The organism is Ruegeria sp. BK1, from assembly GCF_056535645.1.
This window is the reverse complement of the sequence record NZ_JBQFIS010000001.1, coordinates 680,586-702,355: the sequence shown is the minus strand read 5'-3', so window position 1 is coordinate 702,355 and position 21,770 is coordinate 680,586. Positions and strand designations below refer to the sequence as shown.

Annotated in this window: 20 protein-coding genes and 1 tRNA gene; 8 read left to right on the top strand and 13 right to left on the bottom strand. The window is 58.4% G+C overall.

The annotated features are described in order from the left end of the window. Nucleotides 1–50: 50 nt before the first annotated feature. The 3 genes from ACR3E7_RS03485 to ACR3E7_RS03475 form a co-directional block, all read right to left on the bottom strand. Nucleotides 51–1,025 carry a Gfo/Idh/MocA family protein gene (locus ACR3E7_RS03485; protein ID WP_480503009.1) on the bottom strand — a complete coding sequence of 325 codons (975 nt, stop codon included), beginning with the start codon at nt 1,023–1,025 and terminating at the stop codon, nt 51–53. A gap of 199 nt (nt 1,026–1,224) precedes the next feature. Then, complete coding sequence (gene rpoH / locus ACR3E7_RS03480) at nt 1,225–2,121, bottom strand: RNA polymerase sigma factor RpoH (protein ID WP_170750687.1); 897 nt, start codon at nt 2,119–2,121, stop codon at nt 1,225–1,227. A 146-nt stretch (nt 2,122–2,267) separates the two neighbouring features. After that, complete coding sequence (locus tag ACR3E7_RS03475; protein WP_480503010.1) at nt 2,268–3,302, bottom strand: RluA family pseudouridine synthase; 1,035 nt, start codon at nt 3,300–3,302, stop codon at nt 2,268–2,270. Here ACR3E7_RS03475 and ACR3E7_RS03470 point away from each other — a divergent pair. Continuing rightward, nucleotides 3,301–3,603, top strand: a complete 303-nt coding sequence (locus ACR3E7_RS03470) for a DUF6476 family protein (protein WP_170769438.1) — start codon at nt 3,301–3,303, stop codon at nt 3,601–3,603. The genes ACR3E7_RS03475 and ACR3E7_RS03470 overlap by 2 nt on opposite strands. Before the next feature lie 2 nt (nt 3,604–3,605). Here ACR3E7_RS03470 and ACR3E7_RS03465 read toward each other — a convergent pair whose 3' ends face one another. Further along, nucleotides 3,606–5,078, bottom strand: a complete 1,473-nt coding sequence (locus ACR3E7_RS03465) for a hypothetical protein (protein WP_480503012.1) — start codon at nt 5,076–5,078, stop codon at nt 3,606–3,608. Nucleotides 5,079–5,259: 181 nt separating this feature from the next. Here ACR3E7_RS03465 and ACR3E7_RS03460 point away from each other — a divergent pair, with 181 nt between their 5' ends. Then, a complete protein-coding gene (locus ACR3E7_RS03460; protein WP_480503014.1) occupies nt 5,260–6,147 on the top strand; it encodes a haloalkane dehalogenase in 888 nt (295 codons plus the stop codon). Here ACR3E7_RS03460 and ACR3E7_RS03455 read toward each other — a convergent pair. From ACR3E7_RS03455 to ACR3E7_RS03430, 6 genes are all read right to left on the bottom strand, one after another. Continuing rightward, entirely contained in the window at nt 6,144–7,133 is a 990-nt protein-coding gene (locus ACR3E7_RS03455) for a hypothetical protein (RefSeq protein ID WP_480503015.1), read from the bottom strand. The genes ACR3E7_RS03460 and ACR3E7_RS03455 overlap by 4 nt on opposite strands. A gap of 34 nt (nt 7,134–7,167) precedes the next feature. Continuing rightward, nucleotides 7,168–8,163 (bottom strand): glycosyltransferase family 2 protein, encoded by a 996-nt coding sequence (locus ACR3E7_RS03450; protein ID WP_480503016.1) that lies wholly within the window; start codon nt 8,161–8,163, stop codon nt 7,168–7,170. A 105-nt stretch (nt 8,164–8,268) separates the two neighbouring features. Then, nucleotides 8,269–10,290: a hypothetical protein gene (locus ACR3E7_RS03445; RefSeq protein ID WP_480503017.1), complete on the bottom strand. Its 2,022-nt coding sequence runs from the start codon at nt 10,288–10,290 to the stop codon at nt 8,269–8,271. Next, nucleotides 10,287–11,228, bottom strand: a complete 942-nt coding sequence (locus ACR3E7_RS03440) for a hypothetical protein (protein WP_170788484.1) — start codon at nt 11,226–11,228, stop codon at nt 10,287–10,289. The genes ACR3E7_RS03445 and ACR3E7_RS03440 overlap by 4 nt, the downstream gene beginning before the upstream one ends. 5 nt (nt 11,229–11,233) lie before the next feature. After that, nucleotides 11,234–12,217: a glycosyltransferase family 2 protein gene (locus ACR3E7_RS03435; RefSeq protein ID WP_480503018.1), complete on the bottom strand. Its 984-nt coding sequence runs from the start codon at nt 12,215–12,217 to the stop codon at nt 11,234–11,236. A gap of 147 nt (nt 12,218–12,364) precedes the next feature. After that, nucleotides 12,365–12,451, bottom strand: a tRNA-Leu gene (locus tag ACR3E7_RS03430). A 141-nt stretch (nt 12,452–12,592) separates the two neighbouring features. Between ACR3E7_RS03430 and ACR3E7_RS03425 the strand changes: the two genes are divergently transcribed. Both ACR3E7_RS03425 and lipB read left to right on the top strand, forming a co-directional pair. Further along, on the top strand, nt 12,593–13,252 hold the full coding sequence (locus ACR3E7_RS03425) for a DsbA family oxidoreductase (protein ID WP_480503019.1): 660 nt from the start codon (nt 12,593–12,595) through the stop codon (nt 13,250–13,252). Nucleotides 13,253–13,289: 37 nt separating this feature from the next. Next, nucleotides 13,290–13,946 (top strand): lipoyl(octanoyl) transferase LipB, encoded by a 657-nt coding sequence (gene lipB / locus ACR3E7_RS03420; protein ID WP_170788482.1) that lies wholly within the window; start codon nt 13,290–13,292, stop codon nt 13,944–13,946. 309 nt (nt 13,947–14,255) lie between these two features. On the opposite strand, the gene ACR3E7_RS03415 is transcribed toward lipB, so the two are convergent. After that, nucleotides 14,256–14,675, bottom strand: coding sequence for an HIT family protein (locus ACR3E7_RS03415; protein ID WP_170784402.1), 420 nt, complete (start codon nt 14,673–14,675; stop codon nt 14,256–14,258). A gap of 288 nt (nt 14,676–14,963) precedes the next feature. Between ACR3E7_RS03415 and ctaD the strand changes: the two genes are divergently transcribed. Together ctaD and ACR3E7_RS03405 are read left to right on the top strand one after the other, a co-directional pair. After that, nucleotides 14,964–16,622 carry a cytochrome c oxidase subunit I gene (gene ctaD / locus ACR3E7_RS03410; protein WP_170788481.1) on the top strand — a complete coding sequence of 553 codons (1,659 nt, stop codon included), beginning with the start codon at nt 14,964–14,966 and terminating at the stop codon, nt 16,620–16,622. A 118-nt stretch (nt 16,623–16,740) separates the two neighbouring features. After that, on the top strand, nt 16,741–17,232 hold the full coding sequence (locus ACR3E7_RS03405; protein ID WP_170788480.1) for a DUF2244 domain-containing protein: 492 nt from the start codon (nt 16,741–16,743) through the stop codon (nt 17,230–17,232). Between the two features lie 25 nt (nt 17,233–17,257). Here the strand turns inward: ACR3E7_RS03405 and ACR3E7_RS03400 are convergent, their stop codons facing one another. Beyond that, the gene (locus ACR3E7_RS03400) at nt 17,258–17,743 is read right to left on the bottom strand and encodes a GatB/YqeY domain-containing protein (RefSeq protein WP_170769424.1); all 486 of its coding nucleotides are present in this window, start codon (nt 17,741–17,743) and stop codon (nt 17,258–17,260) included. Between the two features lie 183 nt (nt 17,744–17,926). On the opposite strand from ACR3E7_RS03400, the gene carA reads away from it, so the two are divergent. Then, entirely contained in the window at nt 17,927–19,093 is a 1,167-nt protein-coding gene (gene carA, locus ACR3E7_RS03395; RefSeq protein ID WP_480503020.1) for a glutamine-hydrolyzing carbamoyl-phosphate synthase small subunit, read from the top strand. 79 nt (nt 19,094–19,172) lie between these two features. Beyond that, nucleotides 19,173–21,038 (top strand): glycosyltransferase, encoded by a 1,866-nt coding sequence (locus ACR3E7_RS03390; protein ID WP_480503021.1) that lies wholly within the window; start codon nt 19,173–19,175, stop codon nt 21,036–21,038. Here ACR3E7_RS03390 and ACR3E7_RS03385 read toward each other — a convergent pair whose 3' ends face one another. Continuing rightward, nucleotides 21,039–21,686, bottom strand: coding sequence for a GntR family transcriptional regulator (locus ACR3E7_RS03385; protein ID WP_170769421.1), 648 nt, complete (start codon nt 21,684–21,686; stop codon nt 21,039–21,041). Between the last annotated feature and the right edge of the window lie 84 nt (nt 21,687–21,770).

Genomic DNA, 21,770 nt, shown 5'->3' with positions numbered 1-21,770 from the left:
TCCTGTTCAGGTGACGACCAGATTAGGCTGCCGGACCCGCGCGTGGCAAGTCAGAGTGAGACCGCCACCTCAAACGCCTGGTCAATCATCGCCTGCGTCCCGCGCGAGAACTCCAACGGGCACGGATAGGTCGCCCCTTCCCGCACGGATCGACCGAAGGCTTCGACCTGCAATATGTACTGATCGTCACCGGGAAAGCGTGTGATCTGCACTTCCAGCCCCGGACGATGCAACTCGACCTGCGCCACGTCAAAAACCCGCGCATTGAACGGCGCGGTCAAACGGATTACACCGCCTTCGCCGTGGAACTCCATCGCCTGATGCGGGTGCATCCGGGTCGACACATAGGTCGAATAGGTAAATCCGGGGAAGCGCGCATTAATCTCGGTGAACACGTCCACGTCGTTTTCCCATCGGATCGTCGAGCGGACCTCGACCGGCTCTTCCCCAGTGACAAACCGAGCGCTACCGATCGTGTAAACGCCGATATCGCGCAACCCGCCGCCGCCAGTTTCGGGGCGGTTTCGGATGTTGCCAGTGTCGGCACGATTGTCATAGGTGAAAACACCGGACACATGGATAAGTTTGCCAATGGCCCCATCCGCGATTAGCTTTTTGGCGAACTGCCACTGCGGGTGATGCACGATCATATATGCCTCGGCAGCCAACAGTCCTGTCTCATCCCGCTTGGCGATCAGCGCATCGAACTCGGACGCCTGCATGGTCATGGGTTTCTCGCACAACACGTGCTTACCGGCATCCAAGGCCTTTAGCGACCACTCTACATGCAGGTGATTGGGCAGCGGGACATAAACCGCATCGATCTGCGGATCGGCCAGCAGCGCATCATAGCTGTCATAAACGGTCAGATCGGGGCAAAAAGCCTGAAACGGTTCGGCCTTGGCCGGGCTTGACGTTGCCAATCCGGCCAGCCGCGCGCCTTCCGCCGCGTGAATAGCCGGAGCCATAAACCGACGCGCAAAATTCGCGGCGCCCAGAACGCCCCATTGAACCGGGTTTTGCATAAGTCCCTCCCAAATTTCAGCATGACCGTTATCGCTAACGGCCCAATCTCGGTTCTTTTAGCAACGTCTAGGCACGAAGTCAGGCATTTTTGGCCATTTCTGACGTCAACACATCACTTATCAGAGAGCGAGACCTTAAACGGTATTGGACGCAAAAAAGCCCGCCGTCTCAGGCGGGCTTTGGTTCGCAGCGGCCGGATTACATCTGGCCCAGCATCCCTTTCTCGCGCGCAAGGTCGCGCATTTTCTTTTGCAGCTTTTCGAAGGCCCGCACCTCGATCTGACGGATGCGCTCGCGGCTGACGTTATACTGCGTGCTCAACTCTTCCAGCGTCACAGGCTGATCCATCAGGCGGCGCTGAGTCAGAATGTCCTTTTCGCGGTCATTCAGCACCTCCAACGCGGCGGCCAGCAATTCGCGGCGTGCGTCCAACTCGTCGCGCGCCTCATAGTCGCCTGCCTGATCGGCATCTTCATCCTCAAGCCAGTCCTGCCACTGCATGGTACCTTCGCCTTCGGACCCGACGGTCGCGTTCAACGAGGCATCACCACCAGACATCCGGCGGTTCATGCTGATGACTTCCTCTTCGGTCACGCCAAGATCGTTGGCGATCTGCGCCACGTTTTCAGGGCGCAAATCACCCTCTTCCAACGCGCCGATACGCGCCTTGGCCTTGCGCAGGTTGAAAAACAGCTTTTTCTGCGCCGAGGTCGTTCCCAGCTTCACCAGCGACCAGGACCGCAGGATATATTCCTGGATCGAGGCACGAATCCACCACATCGCATAGGTCGCCAGACGGAACCCTTTTTCCGGGTCGAACCGTTTGACCGCCTGCATCAGGCCTACATTGGCCTCGGAAATCACCTCGGCCTGCGGCAGACCGTAGCCGCGATAACCCATCGCGATCTTAGCTGCCAGGCGCAGATGCGACGTAACCATTTTATGAGCCGATTCAGTGTCTTGCTCTTCGACCCAGCGCTTGGCCAGCATGTATTCCTCTTCCGGCTCCAGCAGCGGAAACTTGCGGATTTCCTGCATATAGCGGTTCAGGCCACCCTCGGGCGTCGGCGCGGGGAGATTTGCGTAATTTGCCATAATTCATGTCCCTCCGACAAATGTTTAAGTTGTTAACATAGGATATGGGAGGTCGTCCCGATTCATTCAAGAGGCAGCGCTAACAGAGTGGTATTAACCAACGATAAAGAAAAGATAAGAACGCGTTACTCACGAGTGTGCGCATATTATGACAACGGCGCGCGCAGCTTATCAATCAGTTTCTCCATGTCTTCCGGCAAATTAGCCTCAAACCGCAAAATATCGCCAGTGACGGGGTGCTCGAACCCCAGAACCGCGGCGTGCAAAGCCTGTCGCGGGAAGGCGCGCACCGCTTCGGCGGTATCAGTACTGAACGCTTTGGCCGCGAGCTTGCGTTTGCCGCCATAGACGGGATCGCCCACCAAACCGTGTCCCGCATGGGCCATATGCACGCGAATCTGGTGCGTTCTGCCCGTTTCCAGCCAGCATTCGATCAAGGCCAATCCCGCCGGGTCGCCAAATGTCTCAACCACCCGCGCCCGCGTCACGGCATGACGCCCGCCATGGAAAAGAACCGCCTGTCTCTGTCGGTCGGTCTTGTGACGGGCCAATTGCGTGGTCAGGCGCATGATGTTGCCGGGCTCAAAACTGACACCCTTCACACCGCGCAAACGGGGATCGTTGGCGTCGGGAACACCGTAGCACACCGCGCGATAATAGCGCTCGACCGTATGCGCCTCGAATTGGGCGGCCAGGCCGTGATGCGCGGCATCTGATTTAGCGACGACCAGCAAGCCGCTGGTTTCCTTGTCAATTCGATGCACGATACCCGGACGCTTTACGCCACCCACGCCCGACAGGTCATCTCCGCAATGATGCAGCAGAGCATTCACTAGCGTTCCATTGGGCGAGCCTGGTGCAGGATGCACTACCATGCCTGCGGGTTTGTTGATGACGATCAAATCGGCGTCCTCGAACACCACCTCCAGCGGGATATCCTCGGGGCCGATATGGCTGTCTTCGACCTCGGCCACCGCAATCGTGACAGATGTGCCCTCGGCCACTTTTACCTTGGGATCGCTGGCCACGGTTCCGTTGATCCAAACGGCACCTTCTTCGATCAATCGGGCAAGACGCGTGCGAGACAGATTTTCCTCGGGTGGCACATCGCGCGAAAGCGCCTTATCAAGGCGTGGCGGCGGATCTGCCGCGATCTGAAATTCAATCTGGCGAGTGCCCATGACTGTCCCTTCCGAACCGCAAGAACCGCAGGAAACGCCTCAGCTTCGATTGCTGCGGCGGATGGTCATGCTGCTGACCGCGGTGATGATTGGCGGCGTTCTAGTGACATTCGCGCTGATTGTCATCCGGCTATCGGACAGAACCCCCACCCTGCCCGATCAGATCGAGCTGCCAAACGGCGCCAAGGCGCAGGCGGTCACCATCGGGAACAACTGGTACGCCGTGGTCACGGACGACAACCGCATCCTGATATTCGACAAGACAACCGGACGGCAACGGCAAGAGATCGTAGTGGAGTAGCCCTAGATCGCGGTCAGCGACTCAACGCTCAACCGCAGTAGGGTCGAGCCAACCGCTGCATCGGTTTGCTTCAACGTTGCGACATCCAGAACGGTATGGCCCAAGGTCAGAAACGTCGCCTCTTTCGTAGCGATAAGTTGCATGGCGCGCTTCGCTTCTGCGTCGATGCCTGGCGAGGCCAGAAGCAACGACAGCAGCAAGAGCCCGCGGTCCACATCATCGCCCGTATCAAACAACAGCGCTTCATCGGCCATCGCAATCCTCTCGCGGCGGCCATAGATACTGACATCTCCCGCAATCCGCCTGATCCGGTCCAACGCGGCCTTTACCCCATCAACTTCCTGCGCCGCCTGCCGCAGTTTCGGTCCGCGCAAAGAGTTCGCCAGATACGCCCCCGGCGCCTGAACCGACACATCCCGATAGCAATACCGCGCCTTTCCAAAGACCGAGAGATCATCCGAAGCCGCAAGCTCGGTCAACAGGCTGCGCACCTCGTCTGCGCCTTTCAGCGTGTCAAAGCGCCTCAATTGTTCGGTTGTCGCCCGGCTAGGGACGAAGCTCACGCCTTGGTGGCGAAGTGTTCGGAACGGCGGCAGCTCAATCCCGAAAAACGCCCTGCAATCCGCATTGAAGCGATCCAATTGCTCTGACGGAATCGTACTTGGCCTGCCGTCCAGCACCAAGGTTCCGTACATGGTGATAAACCTGTCGGCATAGGGCACGCGTCGGTCGAACTCGGCCAGAGGGTCGGCGGCATCCGGGCCGTTCGTGAGCCTCTGCCACCCCGCATGGTCAAAATACTCCGGCTTTCCGTTGCACCAGAACCGCTGGCCGTCCTTTTGCAACAACGTCGTGTAGTGGCCCGGAGAGCCGACCATAAAAGCATCCATCAGCGAAATACCGTGCAGGATTGTGGCCAGCGACGTTGTCAGCGTAGCCTCATCCGCGCAAACGGTGACACCCATAGGCCGGTGCTTTTTATGGCCCATCAGACGCGACATAGCATGCAAACCGTCGATTGTATTGTAGATGTAAAGCGGCAATTGATCTCGTTCGAGCACCGGAAAGATGTCCAGCGCGGGGGTCAACAACCCGTCCGAGCGGCGGCGGGTCACGTGCCGCCAAAGCTGTGCCTTGATGCGATCAACAGGTTCTACCCCCAGCCGGTCCCTTTCATCCTGAAGGTTCAGCAGCCCCACACGATCTGCCGTGCCCATGGGGAAGTCATGGGTGAAGTGGCGGTCGATAAACTCCAGCATCTCATGGGTGACCTGGCTGTTTGGCGCGAGATCCCGCCCCGTCGGGTCCACTCGGGACAGTATCTGATCGCGGATATGCCACAGCCGGTCGCTCATCAGATTGGCCAGGATCAGTACGATCAGCAAATCGGGATCGGTCGCCGCATCCATCAAACCGGGATGTGCCGCGCGCGAAAGCAGTTCAATCCGGGCTGAGGGCTTAGGGATATCGACCACGGGCTGCTCCTTCCTGTTTGCGGCCCCAACCAGAGGGGCAAATGAATGCTACAATCGGAAGACCATGCCGCCCAGCGCCTTTGGCGACTAACACGATTGTTTATCCTGCTGCCCAAAAGGGCTGCTATGGTTGCGCATCCGCAGCGATCCCGTATGCGCGCACCTCAGAAAGGCCCTCTCAATGCATTCCGAAAAGCCGATCTCAGCCGAATTTCCGTTCGACTCCAAATATATCGAGGTCAACGGCCAGAAAATTCACTATGTGGATGAGGGCGAAGGCGCACCGGTTCTGTTTCTGCACGGCAACCCGACCTCATCTTATCTGTGGCGCAATATCATCCCCTATGCTGCCAAGGGCCATCGCGCCATTGCGATGGATTTGATCGGTATGGGCAAATCGGACAAACCCGACATCCCCTATCGGTTTGACGATCACTTCCCCTTTGTCGACGGTTTCATCAAGGCGCTGGGTCTGACGAATGTAATACTGGTCATCCACGACTGGGGTTCGGCCCTTGGGTTTCACTATGCAAGCCGACATCCCGAAAACATCCGCGGCATCGCGTTTATGGAAGGGATCATTCGCCCGATGACATGGGCCGCATTCCCCACTGATTTCCGCACCGGATTCAAAATGATGCGCACACCGGGACTGGGATGGGCGCTGATCTCGGGCCTGAACATGTTTGTCGAAAAAATCCTGCCCAGCGCCATTGTCCGCGACCTGACCCAGCAAGAGATGGACGCCTACCGCGCGCCCTACCCAACCGCGCGCAGCCGCAAACCGGTGCGGGTCTGGCCCTGCGAAATACCGATTGATGGAGCGCCCTCGGACATGCACCAGATCGTCAGTGCCTATAGCCAATGGATGGGTGAGACCGAAATACCGATGTTGCTGTTTTATGCCAGCCCTGGCGGTACGATCCGGGAAGATGGCGTCGCGTGGTGCCGCGAGACCATCCAGAACTTGCAGACCGTCGATATCGGGCCGGGCATTCATTTCGTACAGGAAGACAACCCGCACCTAATCGGTGACAAGCTGGCTGACTGGCTGGTAACTTTACCCTAAGGCTGCGCCTCTAGCGCCAACCGGAACACGATTTCGGATGCCTTCCTTAGCGCCTCATATTCCTGCGGCGTGTCTCGGCGAAAGGCCTGTTCCTGCGCGCTCAACTCGACCTGCGAAAACAGGCTGTGCCGATCAGGGAAGAATTCCCGCTGAAAGGACAAGTCTTGGCCAGCCATGTAGTCATCCAACCACGCGCGCTCGTCCGGTTCCAGCACATCGTTGCGGCGCACCATGACTGGATAATCCAGTGTGGTCCGCCGCAACTGACGGCTTTTCCTGCGCCCCATTGCGCGGGTCACGATACCAAAGGCTTCGCTCGCGGCTCGTGACTGGGACGGATTGGCAGGTTGCTGGCCCATCAGGTCATCCGCGACCGGAGTCCCGACCCGCGTCAAAAAATCGACCACCACATGGCCATTCGTCATCTCAGCCCGGTCATATAGCATCGGCACCACGGTGACACCGGGAAAAGCGGTGCGAATGTCGGCAACTTTGGCGGCGAAACTATACTGCGCCGGATTGGCCTCGATCTGCGCAAGCTGCGCCTTGATATAGTCCGAACCCGCATTCACCAAACGACCGTTCTTGGCGCGCTGCTTGTAGTCGGCCTCGAAGAAATCGGAATAGCGGCGGCAATAGAAGGTGATCCGTAGCTGACGTGCTGGGATTTCCGCGAATACTTGTGCCAAACGCGCCAAATCGACCGAATAGAACATTTCGGAGGACACGAGGCAGGTCCGATCCGCATGATCGTCGAATTCGCTAGTCATGGCTGCGCGGAACGGGTCCATGGGCTCATTGGTCTGGTTGATGTGAAAGGCGATGATGTTGTGGCTCATCACCAGTCGGGTTTTACCCTCCAACCGCCTGCGCCCGGCCTCCATATAGTGTAGACCCGCATCCGCCAGAGCCGAAGAATTGTCGCGCAAAAACCCCTGCAAAGCGGTCGTGCCGGTTTTGGGCATGCCCAGATGTAGCCACAGCATCAGAGCGCCCTCGCCTTACTGCCCAAACCCTGCCTCACGGCTGGCTGACCTCGAACCCCGATGTCATCTGCTGCATCAATACCCGCATTTCAGGCTGTTCGCGCAGCTGGGCAATGTGCTGGCGATGCAGGTCACACGATTTATGATGCAAACGCGCCGTTTCGGGGTCGGATAGCATCTCGTAGTAAATCGTCCGTTTGCGATCCAGAACGGCATCGATGGATGTGTTTGTTTCGGCGTTCTGGTTCATCATGTTCCAGTATTCCATGCCAAGGCTTTCGCCCAAATGATGCGCCCGCCCGCGCATCTTCTTTACTAAATAGCTCTCGCAGGATTTCAGGGCGTAGTGGTTCAGTTGCACCAGGTCATACCCCACCGAATCCCGCGCTGAACGCCAGCTCTTGTCATAGTACCGGTCCGGCATCCGCTGACCCGAGCCGTTGTACCAATGGCATTCCTCCATCGTCTCGACCGTTGGGCGCTTGGGCCGGTGCACGCCCAGCGCGTCCCAAAGCTCTCGCTGGAACATCGTCTTAAAGCCCCACGCTTGCGGAGGTCGAAAAATCCGCTCGGGCGCGGCCTGCCGAAACTGATCCGACAGAAACCGATCCTCATACCGCTCGACCCCCGCATTGCCGAAAAGCCGCCATGTCATCGAGATGGTCCTGGCCTCGGGGATCGCCTGCGTCAGCGCGCGCAGCGTGTTGTCGCCGGTCTTGACGTTGATATGCTCATCCGCGTCAATCACAATGACCCAGTCTTGCGGGCGCGCAATTTCCATCCGCATGAAAGCGTTATAGGCGCGTTTCTGTGGGCTGGTCCGACGGCGCGAGTTGTTGTCTACATGAGTGACGATCCCACGCTCATCCAACCGCCCCAACAGAGCGTCTGTGCCGTCGGTACAATCGTTGGTCATCACGACGATCTGGTCCACGCCTATCGCCCGGTTATGCGCCACCCATTCCAGCACGAAGGGGCCTTCGTTTTTCATAGGGGTAATGCTGATAAAGCGTGGATCCTGATCGGTCATGAAAGACTGCCCTGCTGCTTTCTTGTTGCCCGGAGCTTCGTCGCGGGATCGTTTAGATTTTGCGAACAAACTACGAATTTTTGGCAGGGGCACCAAGCGGAAAACTCACCCATCGCCGCCTGCCCGCTTTAGCTGGTTCGAGAATTTTTTGAAGGTCGGACACAGGTCGCGCGCGCGTTTCAGGTATCTGCGGGCCTGCTGCCGATCTCCGCGCCGCAATAGGATTTGCCCTGCCTCGCCCTGAATTGCGGCGGTATTGTCATCCAGATCCGCCGCTTGAATGATCTGGTTCTGGCCTTGTTCTACGGCGTCGTTGCGCGTCAGAAACTGCCCCATTGCGAAGATCAGGAACGGATTGTCCGGGTCACAGGCCAAAGCCTCCGCCATGGTCAGGCGGGCGGAAACAATGTCACCTGCCTGCTCGAGGAGTTCGGCCAGCCGCTTTAGATACAGTGCACTATCAGGCAAGTCCTGCACCGCCCTTTGGGCCGTATCGATCGCTTGCCCCAAGCTGGCTTCGCCCAAATGCAACTGGATCAGAGCCTTCGTGCCTTGGAACGCCGCGCTTTCAGGCGACATCCGAACGTCTTCCGGCAACAGGGTCGAACTCTGCATGCTTTCCAAAAGCACCGACAGGCGCGCAGCGTTCGAGGCAAGACGCTGCGCCCTCTGGTCTATAGCTAGACAGGCCCAATCCAACAGCAGCAGATCAAAGTTGCAGGGCAACCGAACCAGAACTTTGCGTTGCGCGACATGTGAATTGTAGTTGAACCATGGCCGTCGAACGCTTTTCAGCATGACCCAATCCAGCGGAGGCATCGCGCGATATGACATCTGATCACGATAAACCAACCGAGACCCGAAAATGATAACATCAGGGCGCAGCGGCTTGGTCCAGAACGCACGCCCAAAGGTCTGAGCCGCCATCCAACGCCGCTTCTGACCGCCCAAAATGGCAGCGCGCAAAGCCGTGGCCACCGCATGATCCTCGGGCCACAGGTTGGGGTTGTTCAGGGCCTGCTCGGTCAAGGTCAACGCTGCAGCCCAATCCCGGAGGTAGAAAAGGTTCAGCGCCTGCAACAAAGGCAAGAACGCATTGTCAGCCCCGGCCTGCAATAAGGGGTCGACAAGCATTTTGGCTTCGTCAAATCGATCCCCTGACCCAAGGCCGTGAAGAAAGAACGACGCCTTGGAATATACATGTGCCGCTTCGGACAAGTTCAGAAATTGATCCGCACCTTTACCGAGACGCTGAACCATACGCTCGTTCGCGGCTTGCATCTCTTCTTCGGTCAGAACCTCCCGAAACACTTTCCGTTGCTGCCCTGAAATCCGTGCCGCTGCCATGGAGAAGGCCGAGATGAACGGGGCAATCACCTGATCGGCCCGCGACATCGCATAAAGTTCTAGGAAATCGCGCTTGGCGCGGGACAGGCTGGACAGGTCGGCGATATCGGACATCTGCAAAAGCTGCGGGAATTTGCTCTGGAACCGGGCGATCAGTTCCGGTTGGTCCGAGAACATGATTGCCGTTTGGCCCTTGGTCTTTTCCAAATGCGCCTCGTACAACTCTTCGGGCTCAATCTTGGCGGGCCATGTGGTGTGCTTCCACGGTTCGCCATTCAGAATGTCGCCACGGCGTATGTGATAGGCTGACACCCCCTGCCCCGAAAGCCGTGCATCAGCCTGCTCCATGACGGCCCGGATATCCTCGGCAAATCCAATCCGATGGATGAAGTTCCGATACCGGGGGCGGATGGTTTCGATATCCTCCCATGGAAAGGCCAGGACCTCGAACCCTTCCTCGACCAGGACCGAGCGACCCACGGCCAGATGCGCCTGCAACCGATCCGGCGATTTGTCCCCCAGAAACGACCAGACCGGCAATGCGTCCTGTGTCAACGCATCGAATGCATGCGCATCCAGAAAATGCATGTCCATCCAGCTTCGGGTGAACAACTCCGAAGGCGTGTCCAACTCGGGGGCGTCGGCGCCTTTGGGAAACCAGTTGACCTTATAGTCGGCGCCAAAATCCTCGGCCAAACGAATGCAGGTCAGCATCATCAGCAGACGCGCGCCCATGCGATCCTTGCGCTGACCGATAAAGACGCCCCGCGCGGCGGTCATGACGCGTCGCTTGCGGCGGCCATCGCGGAACGGCGCAGCCTACGAAACCGTTGGCGCGCCTGCCGGACCAATGCGTCATGGCGGTCGCCTGCCATGCTCTCGATGCCGCGCATATACAAGGGCAAACGGCGGCGCGCGCGCATCATCTTGTAAAACCCTTCCGGTTCCAACGTGCCGTCCATCGCGCCCAGCATGACCGGTTTCAGGATATCCAGTTTGCGCAGCATCGGGGCAGCAAAATGGTTGGAAAACCAGGTCTTGAGCAACAACACATTGTCGCCTTGCAAACGCTCGACCTGTTTGCGGTCCAGATCGAAGAAAGGGTCATAAAATACATAGGCACGCCCAGCCGCACCCACCGTCTGCGCCGCATCGCTCAAGGGCAGATCCCAATCCTGTACCCGGCCGAATCGATAGCGGGTTTCCCATGGCACCAGACGCTCATCCAGCGTGGTTTGCGGATTAAACGCGATCACATGCGCGCCCGGAACAAGCTGTGAGAAAGTCAGCGCGCCGAACCCGCCCATCGAGGCCCCGGCAAACACGACCCGGTCAAAACCGTTAAAGAAGCCTGCGGCAGCCTTACCTTCGAAATAAGTCAAAATCTCGGGGTCGCGATACCAGGCTTTGGTGCGGGCAAAGACCCCCATATGCGACCACCCCTCATCGCGAAAGAACTTCCACCCCCAGGGTTCGCGCGCAAAGGACAGGTCGTTTGCGTTGGCAATATTGTCAAAGCTAACAACCAGCTGCGATGCAGACCGCTGATGAAACAGGATCGAGTGGCGGTCGAGTTTTTCCAGAAATCCGGTGCCATCACCGCCGGGGTAAAGCTCCACGAACCACGGCGGAGCGGGATCGGTCAAGATGCGCTCGTACCCGGTCTTGCGATCAGGATGTTCAGGTTGAAGCTGCTCTTTCGAAAGATCGTCTGCCATGGGCGTCACGTCAGATTGTCAGCCAGCCAAGACCGGAATTCCACCCAATCCGGCCGCATCTTGATCTCGGCGATCTTGGCGCGGTGCCAGTCGCAAGCCGTCGCGTGAAGCGCACCAAGTTCCGTATCTGCTTTCAATTCGTCCAGCAGAGGCGTGGCCCGCCGTGCGGCAGGCAGAATGGATTGGTCCTGCTCTTTGTTGACATTCATGTCCTGCCAGTAGGACTGACCCTGATCCATGCGGATATGGTTGGTCCGACCCCGGTCGCGTTTGATCAGGAATCCGTCCAGCGACCGCACTGAGTAATGGTGTAGCCGCCCGAATGAATGATCGAACCGACGCCACGCGCGCCAGCCCACCTTTTCAGCCGGAAACAGATTACCACTGGCATCCGACCAGGCGATATCGGCGGCCTCGTCGGGTTCGAACCCTTTGGGGCGATGCGGTCCGAACCGGCGAAACTTACCGTTATTCCTGAACAGTGTCTTCAACCCGTAAGCCCGGCCCGAGTGATAGGGGTATTCCTGATCCCCCATCGAAAACGCCTCGGTCACGGGTTTGTCTTCAAAGCTGAGATTGCCCGAACTTCCAAACAGCTTCCAGGCAAACGAGATCGCATCCACCGGCTGCCCTGCCCGTTCTTCTACCTCGGCAATCAACGAGGGAAAGCTGTTGTCGCCGCAGCGTATGTTCCAGAATTCGTCCACATCGAGACACATCAGCCAATCGGCCTCTTTCACCTTGGGTTGACGGCGCGCGCGTCGCAGCATCTGGTGTTGAGGATTGCCGCCTTCTTTCACTTCGTTGTTAACATGGGTGGCAAGGCCCAGGGCTTGCAAACGCTGCGCAATCTCGTCGGTGCCATCTTCGCAATCATTGGTGTAGATCACAAAGTGATCCACGCCCAACGACTTATGGAACGCGACCCATTCCAGCATATAGGGGCCTTCGTTCTTCATCGTTGTGAATACGGTAATGGTCTGAGACATTTGCACCTTCCGACTGCTCTTACTCACCGTCATACACGTCCGAACCCGGACGGGCGAGACGTGAATTGCGCGTATCGGAAATCCAAAGCCAAACGAGGCAAAACGACACGCACTCAGTGCGTATCTAGTATCAAAAATATGAAGATTTGGTGCGGTCGAGAAGACTCGAACTTCCACGGGTGTTACCCCACAGCGACCTCAACGCTGCGCGTCTACCAATTCCGCCACGACCGCACTGCCAGTGACTTGGTAGAGGCGCGTATAGACGCTGTGCGCGGGGATGTGAAGAGGCAAAAACAAGGGTGGTTTGAATTCCGTTCGGGGCTTCATATCTAAAGCGTCAAATCCAGCCTATCGCCCATGCAGGAGCCCCAAATGACCGAAACCGATACCCGCCCCGTCGTCCAGATCGACATCGTGTCGGACGTTGTGTGTCCATGGTGCATCGTGGGCTTTCGGCAACTGGATCAGGCGCTGCAGTCTCAGAACGTTCTGGCCCGCCTGCGCTGGCACCCTTTCGAGTTGAACCCCAACATGCCGCCCGAAGGACAGAACCTGCGCGAGCATATCATCGAGAAATACGGGTCAACCCCCGAGCAAAGCCAGCAATCGCGGGATCGGTTGGTGCAGATCGGGACGGAACTCGGGTTTCAGTTCAATTTCGATGATGACAGCCGAATCGTAAACACATTCGCCGCGCATCAGTTGCTGGATTGGGCTGAAACGCAGCGGCGCCAGCATCCGCTGAAAATGGCCCTGTTCCACGCTTATTTCACCGAGCAACAGGATGTCTCGGACGTGAACGTTTTGCTGAACGCGGTCGAGGCCGCTGGTTTGGACGCTCAAGTCGCACGCGCAGCGCTGGCCTCCGGGGATCACATCGCGCCTGTGCGTGAGAAGCAGCAGTTCTGGACCAGTCGCGGAATCTCGGGCGTGCCGTCCATGGTGTTTGGTGGCAAGTACCTGCTGACCGGCGCACAAGGGGCCGAAACCTATGCACAGGTCCTGCAGCGCTGCCTGACCGAAGCCGCCTAGCCCTTTTCCCCAGCCAACTACCATTGTAAGAGGCCCCATGGAATGGAAAATCACTGACGGGCTGACTGACTATCAAGACGCCGTGGTCTTTATGGAAGATCGCGTCGCCGCTATTGCTGCGGGCGAGGCCGAGGAATGCGTGTGGCTGCTGGAGCATCCGCCGCTTTACACCGCAGGCACTTCTGCCCGCATCGAGGATCTGGTCGACCCGGATCGATTTCCTGTCCACCAGACCAAACGCGGCGGCGAATACACCTATCACGGCCCCGGTCAGCGCGTGGCTTATGTGATGCTGGATCTGAACAAGCGCGGCAAGGATGTTCGGCGCTTTGTCAAGCAGCTGGAAAACTGGGTGATTGCGGCACTGGCAGAGTTCAACGTGCGCGGTGAAATCCGCGACGGGCGCGTCGGTGTCTGGGTGCAGCGCGACGACAAACCCCTGACAGCCACAGGTCATCCAGCCGAAGACAAGGTTGCCGCGATCGGGTTACGCCTGCGCAAGTGGGTCAGCTTTCACGGTATCTCAATCAATGTTGAACCTGATCTGGAGCATTTTTCAGGCATCGTGCCCTGCGGTATCTTAGACCATGGCGTAACATCCCTGGTCGATCTTGGCCTGCCTGTGACAATGGCCGATGTGGACACTGCGCTGCAAAAGACCTTTACGGAAATCTTCGCGACCGAACGGATTTGAGGCGTCAGTATCGAATCGACAGAATTCGCCGCAGGCCTCAACAATCCAAGCACCTCAACCCGTTCTGTTTCCGGGCAAAGCGTTTTTCGAGGGCCAATTCCAGGCCAGTTAAGGAAAATTAACGGTAAATCCGCTCAATTCGATACACCGCAGCCGCAACCGGGTAAGATGGTTTCACCGTTCTAGAGTGAGTGGTGTGTTCATCCGATCATCGAGGGTCCGCCCTCGGATACGGACAAGTTCTTGGTAACGAGTCTGCCGTTCCGACCCCAAATCGGAACGGCAATTCTTTTTCTCGCTCTGGCCCGATCAGGCCAAAGACGCTTTGATCTTTTCGGCATGTTGGGCGATCAGTTCGAAATCACCCATCGTCCCCGGTGCCCGCACCGAAACGCCTTCATGGCGCGGCAGGACGTGGAAATGCAAATGGAATACCTCCTGCCCGCCAGCGGCCTCGTTGAACTGCTGAACGGTTACTCCGTCTGCATCAAACGCCGCCATCACGGCATGCGACATCCTCTGAACCGTCGCGATCACCGCGGCCAGTTGCTCGGGCGTGGCGTCCAGCAAGTTGCGGCACGGAGTTTTCGGGATCACCAGAAGATGCCCGTCCGAGCGGGGCATGATATCCATGAACGCCAAAGTGTCATCGTCCTCGTAGACGCGGGTCGAGGGGATTTCGCCGCGCAGGATCTTGGCGAAGATGTTGTCGGTGTCATAGGCGGTCATGTCTGGTCTCCGAATGCGGGGTTGCGTTTAGTTCTGAGGCGCGCCCCGGCGCGGGTCAAGCCGCGATTTGCTCCCGATTGCGCGACACTTGAATATTCGCCACCGATGCCCAAATAGCGGCTGTTCATGGTCGAAAAATCGCAGGCGCCTCGGGGACCCGCGACAATTATTCTTGATCCAGATCAAACTCGGCCATTGAAGGTGCCTCTTTCGCATTCTAAAACCAGCAGGAATCCCGCGCGTCGGAGAGGTCCGGCTGCGCGGTCGAATTGCAACAGGAGGCACCTAATGGCAGACGCAGCCATTCATGGTCACGATCATGAAGACGAGCGCAGCTTTTTTCAGCGCTGGTTCATGTCGACCAACCACAAGGACATCGGGATTCTCTACCTGATCTTCTCGGCGCTGGCCGGGTTCATCTCGGTGGCGATGACCGTCTACATGCGGCTCGAACTGATGCACCCCGGTGTGCAGTACATGTGCCTCGAAGGGTTCATGGCCGACCCGTGTACCCCTAACGGGCACCTTTGGAACGTTATGATCACTTATCATGGTGTTCTGATGATGTTCTTCGTGGTCATCCCGGCCCTGTTCGGCGGATTTGGCAACTATTTCATGCCGTTGCAGATCGGCGCGCCTGATATGGCGTTCCCGCGGATGAACAACCTGTCATTCTGGCTGTACGTCGCTGGTACGTCGCTGGGTGTGGCTTCGCTGCTCAGCCCCGGTGGCAATGACCAGCTTGGTTCAGGTGTTGGCTGGGTTCTGTATCCGCCGCTGTCCACGACCGAGGGCGGCATGTCCATGGACCTTGCGATCTTTGCCGTGCACGTATCGGGCGCCTCCTCGATCCTCGGCGCGATCAACATGATCACCACCTTCCTGAACATGCGTGCCCCGGGCATGACCCTGTTCAAGGTGCCGTTGTTCAGCTGGTCGATCTTCGTCACCTCGTGGCTGATTCTGCTGTCGCTGCCGGTTCTGGCAGGCGCGATCACCATGCTGCTGATGGACCGCAACTTTGGCTTCACCTTCTTTGACCCGGCCGGTGGCGGCGATCCGATCCTGTATCAGCACATCCTGTGGTTCTTCGGCCACCCGGAAGTGTACATCGTAATCCTGCCCGGTTTCGGCATCATCAGCCACGTGATCGCGACCTTCTCGCGCAAACCGATCTTCGGCTACCTGCCGATGGTTTGGGCGATCATCGCAATCGGTGTGCTGGGCTTTGTTGTGTGGGCGCACCACATGTACACCGTCGGCATGTCGCTGCGTCAGCAAGCCTACTTCATGCTGGCAACGATGGTCATCGCGGTTCCAACCGGCGTTAAGGTTTTCTCGTGGATTGCGACCATGTGGGGCGGTTCCATCGAGTTCAAAACTCCGATGCTCTTCGCGTTCGGCTTCCTGTTCCTGTTCACGGTTGGTGGTGTGACCGGTGTGGTTCTGTCGCAGGCTGGCGTCGACCGCGCCTATCACGACACCTACTACGTGGTTGCGCACTTCCACTATGTGATGAGCTTGGGTGCAGTCTTTGCGATCTTCGCCGGCGTTTACTTCTACTTCTCGAAGATGACGGGCCGTCAGTATTCCGAATTCTGGGGCAAGATCCACTTCTGGATGTTCTTCATCGGCGCAAACCTGACCTTCTTCCCGCAGCACTTCCTTGGCCGTCAGGGCATGCCGCGCCGCTATATCGACTACCCCGAGGCATTCGCCCAGTGGAACTTTGTGTCGTCGATCGGTGCCTTCGTTTCCTTCGCCTCGTTCCTGTTGTTCTTCGGCATCGTGATCTACGCCCTGATGCGCGGCGCGAAAGAGACCCGTCCGAACCCGTGGAACGAATACGCGGATACGTTGGAATGGACCCTGCCCTCGCCGCCGCCCGAGCACACGTTCGAGCAGCTGCCCAAGCAGGAAGACTGGGACAAGGGCCACGCCCACTAATCCCGACCTGAACACAAAAAAACCCCGCCCAACTGGCGGGGTTTTTCTTTGCCTCTTAGGCACACAAATTTGCCTTCGATCCAATCGACACCGGCCAGAAAAACGCTAGAATTTCCTTATGCCCTATAGCTGGACACAAAGATCGGACACGGAACAGGAACTGAGGTTGTGGCCCCATAACTCGCTGCCGCCCCGCTGGGCTGTGCGAGTGGTACTAGCGGTGTTTCTGTTTGGCCTGATCCCGCTTATGGCGGTGCTCGGGTCCCCCCTTTTGTGGGGGCTGCTGCCGTTCCTGTTGATCTCGGTCCTTGGACTATGGCTTGCGATACAGGCCAACTACCGCGCCCGCAGTGTGTTCGAGGTTCTGACACTTACCAAGGTGCAAGCTCGGTTGGTGCACCACAACCCTAGGCACGGCAAACAGGAGTGGAGCTGCAACCGCTATTGGGCCCGCCCCGAAATGCACAAGCATGGCGGACCCGTACCCAACTATGTCACCCTCATCGGTGACGGGCGCGAGGTTGAGATTGGCGCGTTTCTGACCGAAGAAGAACGGATCGCCCTATACGACGATCTGAATCTAAAACTGCGCGACCCGGTCGCGCAGTAGATGCAATGTCAGGATTCTATTGTGATCAGCAGCCGCCGCTGGCCGCAGCGCAGAGCTGATCCTTGACCATAGGGCCGACCTTGCCGAAATCCATCTGACCGGTATAGCGCGTCTTCAACTCGCCCATGACCTTGCCCATATCGCGGATCGAGCCTGCCCCTGTAGCTGTAATCGCGGTCTGGATCGCTTGCGAGACCTCGTCCTCGTCCAACTGCTTGGGCAGGAATTCCTCGATTACCTCGACTTCGCGCAGTTCACGCTCGGCCAGGTCCAGCCGTCCGCCCTCTTCATAGGCGCGGGCGCTTTCCTTGCGCTGCTTGGTCATTTTGCCAAGGATTTCAAGCACCTCGGAATCGCCGCATCCCTTGGCCTCTTCATTGTCCGAAGCGCGCGAGGCGATGTCGCGATCCTTGATCGCAGCGTTGATCAACCGCAGCGTCGACAGACGCTCGGCCTCCTTGTCTTTCATTGCTTGCTTCAGGGCAGAGTTCACCCGTGATCGCATATCCATATGATCTGTCCATCCCCATGGAAAAGGAACCCCGACCATATCGAAACAAAAAGCGTGACACAACAGGGGTCAACAACAGTTAAGTTATTGATTTCTTTACATAGCCCAAAAATTGAACAGGCTTGACCCAAACGCGTAACCCCCTTAGGTATGCGCCGGTTTACCTTGCAGGAGAGTCGCGCCATGGCCCAGAACACCCCGTCCAAGCCCACCGCATGTCTGGCATTGGCCGATGGAACCCTGTTCTACGGGATCGGCTTTGGCGCCACCGGCCAAACTGTTGCCGAGCTGTGTTTCAACACCGCCATGACCGGCTATCAAGAGATCATGACCGACCCCTCTTATGCCGGTCAGATCGTAACCTTCACCTTCCCGCATATTGGCAATGTCGGCGTAAACCCCGAGGATGACGAAACCGGCGACCCCGTCGCGGCGGGCATGGTCGTCAAGTGGGACCCGACCGAGCCCTCCAACTGGCGCTCGGCCGAAGAACTGAAGACATGGCTTGCACGCCGTGGCCGTATTGCCATCGGTGGCGTCGACACCCGCCGCCTAACCCGCGCCATCCGCCAACAAGGCGCACCCCATGTAGCGCTGGCCCATGACCCCGAAGGGAATTTCGACATCGGAGCGTTAGTCGCTGCCGCGCGCGGCTTTGCCGGGTTGGAGGGAATGGATTTGGCCAAGGACGTCACTTGCGCACAAAGCTATCGCTGGGATGAAATGCGTTGGGCCTGGCCGGACGGGTACACACGCCAGGAAGCACCGGTGCACAAGGTTGTCGCCATCGACTACGGCGCAAAGCGCAACATTCTGCGGTGCCTGGCTTCGTCGGGCTGTGACGTAACCGTCCTCCCTGCCACTGCAACAGCTGCCGAAGTGCTGGCCCATAACCCTGACGGCGTGTTTCTGTCCAACGGCCCCGGCGACCCGGCGGCAACCGGCGAATATGCCGTTCCGATGATCAAAGAAGTTCTGGACACTACCGACTTGCCCGTTTTCGGCATTTGTCTGGGCCACCAGATGCTGGCGCTGGCCCTGGGCGGTCAGACGGTCAAGATGAACCACGGCCACCACGGCGCGAACCACCCCGTCAAGGATCTGGAGACCGGCAAGGTCGAGATCACCTCGATGAACCACGGGTTTGCAGTGGATGCGCAGTCCTTGCCCGAAGGCGTGGTCGAAACCCACCGCTCGCTGTTTGACGGATCGAACTGCGGTATTCGCATGTCCGACCGGCCTGTCTATTCGGTGCAATACCACCCCGAAGCGTCACCCGGCCCGCAGGACAGTTTCTACTTGTTTGAACGTTTTGCTCAGGCGATGGCCGCGCAAAAAGCACAGGCATAACACAAGCGAATCAAGGTTAACCGCTTGTTAACCTTAATGGATGAACCCTGACACCGGCCAAACGTGTCAGGGTTTTTTCGTGGTTGAACTGAACTTACAACATTTCGCACGCGCCGCGCCCATTCCGACGCGGGTCAGGCGGCCTCTGGGCACGTGTCTGCGCGACCGGGGCCTGATCACGCCGGATCAGTTAGAAAAAGCACTGCACCTTCAAGCGCGACAACAGGCACCGCTGGGTGAGATTCTGGTGACCGAGGGCTGGGTCAGCCGCGACGACGTTTTGCGCGCCTTAGCGGATCAAACCGGATTGCAGGTGGCGAACCTGTCCGAGACACCGACGCAGGATGGGCTCTGCCAGATCAAACCCATCGAATTCTGGTTGCAACACAATGTCATCCCCTGGAAACAGAGTGGTCCAATCCTGCTGATTGCCACCGCACGCCCTGACCGTTTCGACGCGATCCGCGATGCGATGCAGGATCAGGATTGCGCCATAGTGCCGGTGCTGTGTTCCTCCGGCGCGATTGACCGGGAAATCGCCCGCATTTACGCGCAGGACCTGGCTGAAAAGGCGGAAACCCGCGTGTCCGAGGATCAAAGCTGCCGGTCCTGGAGCTTGCGGGCCCGCATCGGCCCAACGGTGATGCTGTTGACCCTGATGACTGGCTTTCTGGTCTACCCGACACTGGGGCTATTAGTCCTTGTCGGTGCGGCTGTCGGGTCACTGGCTTTGTTTCTAAGCCTTCGGCTGGCCGGGTTGTTGGCCTATTTCAAGCCCGTCCCGCAGCCACCGCGCTTACCGAAGGGCAAGCTGGATCGCCTGCCCTGCGTGTCGATCATGGTGCCCCTCTACAAGGAACGCGAAATCGCGGATGCTCTGATCCGCCGTCTGCACCGCCTGACCTATCCCAAAGCCTTGCTGGACATCATTCTGGTGCTTGAGCAGTCTGACGACGTCACACACGAAACGCTGTCTCGGGTCGACCTGCCAAGCTGGATCAGAACGATCGAGGTCCCGGCCCTGAACGGCCTGACCACGAAACCCCGAGCGATGAACTATGCGCTGGACTTCTGCCGGGGCGACATTCTGGGTGTCTGGGACGCCGAGGACGCGCCACAGCCCGACCAGATCGAGCGGGTCGTGCGCCAGTTTGCGCAGGCTGATGACGATGTGGTCTGTCTGCAAGGTGTCTTGGACTACTACAACCCGCGCACCAACTGGCGCGCGCGCTGCTTTACCATCGAATATAACAGTTGGTTCCGGGTCATCCTTCAAGGCATCGCGCGCATGGGCCTTGTAGTGCCATTGGGCGGCACAACCTTCTTCTTCCGCCGCGATAAGCTTTTGGAACTGGGCGGCTGGGACGCCCACAACGTCACCGAGGATGCCGACCTTGGTGTCCGTCTTAGCCGCGCCGGATACCGGACCGAGATGGTCGATACCACCACCTACGAAGAGGCCAATTTCCGCGCCTGGCCCTGGGTGAAGCAACGCTCACGCTGGCTCAAGGGGTTCATGGTCACATATCTGGTGCACATGCGGTCGCCCCTGCGCCTGCTAGCCGAACTGGGCCCGCTGCGATTTCTGGGCGTGCAAGCGTTTTTCCTCGGCACGGTCGGGCAGTTCTTGCTGGCCCCTGCCTTGTGGCTGTTCTGGCTTACAACCCTGGGCCTGACCAGCCCGCTGGATCAGGTCATGCCCGGCGACATCCAGATAGGTCTGATTTACCTGTTCATCACAGCCGAGATCATCAACCTGATTACCGGAATGCTCGCCGTCGCCGCGCGTGAGAGGCGGTTTCTAATGCCCTGGGTCCCGACCATGCCACTATATTTCCCTTTGGGCGTTCTGGCGGCATATAAGGCGCTCTGGGAACTGGTGATCAATCCATTCTTCTGGGACAAGACCCAGCATGGTCAGGCCCATGAAGAAATCGCGCCCTGATCAGGATTCGCGCCGAACAGCATCCTGTTTCAGCCGTGTCATGAAGGCGACCGAGATATGCTCCTTCAACGCGCGAGCCGCGGCCTCTTCATCGCGCGTAGCGATGGCGTCGACGATGCTCTTGTGTTCGTTCTGAGCGATCTCTCCCCGGCCCTGCACAGCCAGCGAGGTGGTCGCCATCAGCGCCATGGTGCGGTGCACAAGGTCCAGTTGCTGCACCAGATAGCGATTGTGCGAGGCCAGATGGATCTGTTCGTGAAAACGTCGATTAGCACGCGACAGCGCGGTCGGGTCATCGACCAGCGCATCGTCAGCGGCGACCATATCCTGCAGCACCTTGATCTCTTCCTCGGTGGCGTGTTTTGCCGCCAGACTGGCTGCCAGCCCCTCCAACTCGCGCCGTACCACGTACAGCTCGGCCATCTGGTTGTGGTCCAGCGAGGCCACAATCAGAGACCGCCCGTCCCGCTCAAGCAGCGATTGCGTCTCAAGTCGTTGCAACGCCTCGCGGATGGGCGTGCGAGATACGCCGAAACGCTCTGCCAGCTCGCTTTCGACCAAACGGTCGCCGGGTTTATACACACCCACGTCTATCGCTTCGAGTATCAGGCTGTAGGCGTCCCTGTTGGACTGTTTGGACTGGGGCATGGGGTGGTTCGTCTCCTCGTTCGAACCTGTCTATCCGTCACCGGCCCTTCGGATCAAGTGTGGCATTGAAAACCGCTGGCGCGC